Below are 380 nucleotides of genomic sequence, written 5' to 3'. Positions count from 1 at the left end.
TCGGCACACTAAATTCTTTGCTTAAAGAGTTAAACTCTTCAATTAAAACCTCATATAAAATGAAGTTCTTCAAAATGGCTCCCCTTGCAAGACTTGAACTTGCGACATACGGATTAACAGTCCGCCGTTCTACCAACTGAACTAAAGGGGAATTACTTGTCTCAACATCAGGTCTCTAAAGACCATTATTTGTTAAGTACCAAATAATGGTGCCTCGAGGCGGAATCGAACCACCGACACGCGGATTTTCAATCCGCTGCTCTACCGACTGAGCTATCGAGGCAAAAGAATGGTGCCGACTACCGGAGTCGAACTGGTGACCTACTGATTACAAGTCAGTTGCTCTACCTACTGAGCTAAGTCGGCACACTAAATTCTTT

3 tRNA genes are annotated in these 380 nt (G+C 43.4%); all 3 read right to left on the bottom strand.

Going from position 1 to position 380, the window contains the following annotated elements:
- Positions 1-75: 75 nt before the first annotated feature.
- Positions 76-151, bottom strand: a tRNA-Asn gene (locus tag AB4589_RS25570).
- Positions 152-207: 56 nt separating this feature from the next.
- Positions 208-283 (bottom strand) — tRNA-Phe (locus AB4589_RS25565).
- Between the two features lie 7 nt (positions 284-290).
- Positions 291-366: transfer RNA gene (locus tag AB4589_RS25560), tRNA-Thr, on the bottom strand.
- Positions 367-380 lie beyond the last annotated feature (14 nt).

The sequence above is a fragment of the Vibrio sp. 10N.222.49.A3 genome, from assembly GCF_041475145.1.
GTDB classification, from domain to species: Bacteria; Pseudomonadota; Gammaproteobacteria; order Enterobacterales; family Vibrionaceae; genus Vibrio; species Vibrio tasmaniensis_A.
This window is presented reverse-complemented; position numbering and strand designations above follow the sequence as displayed.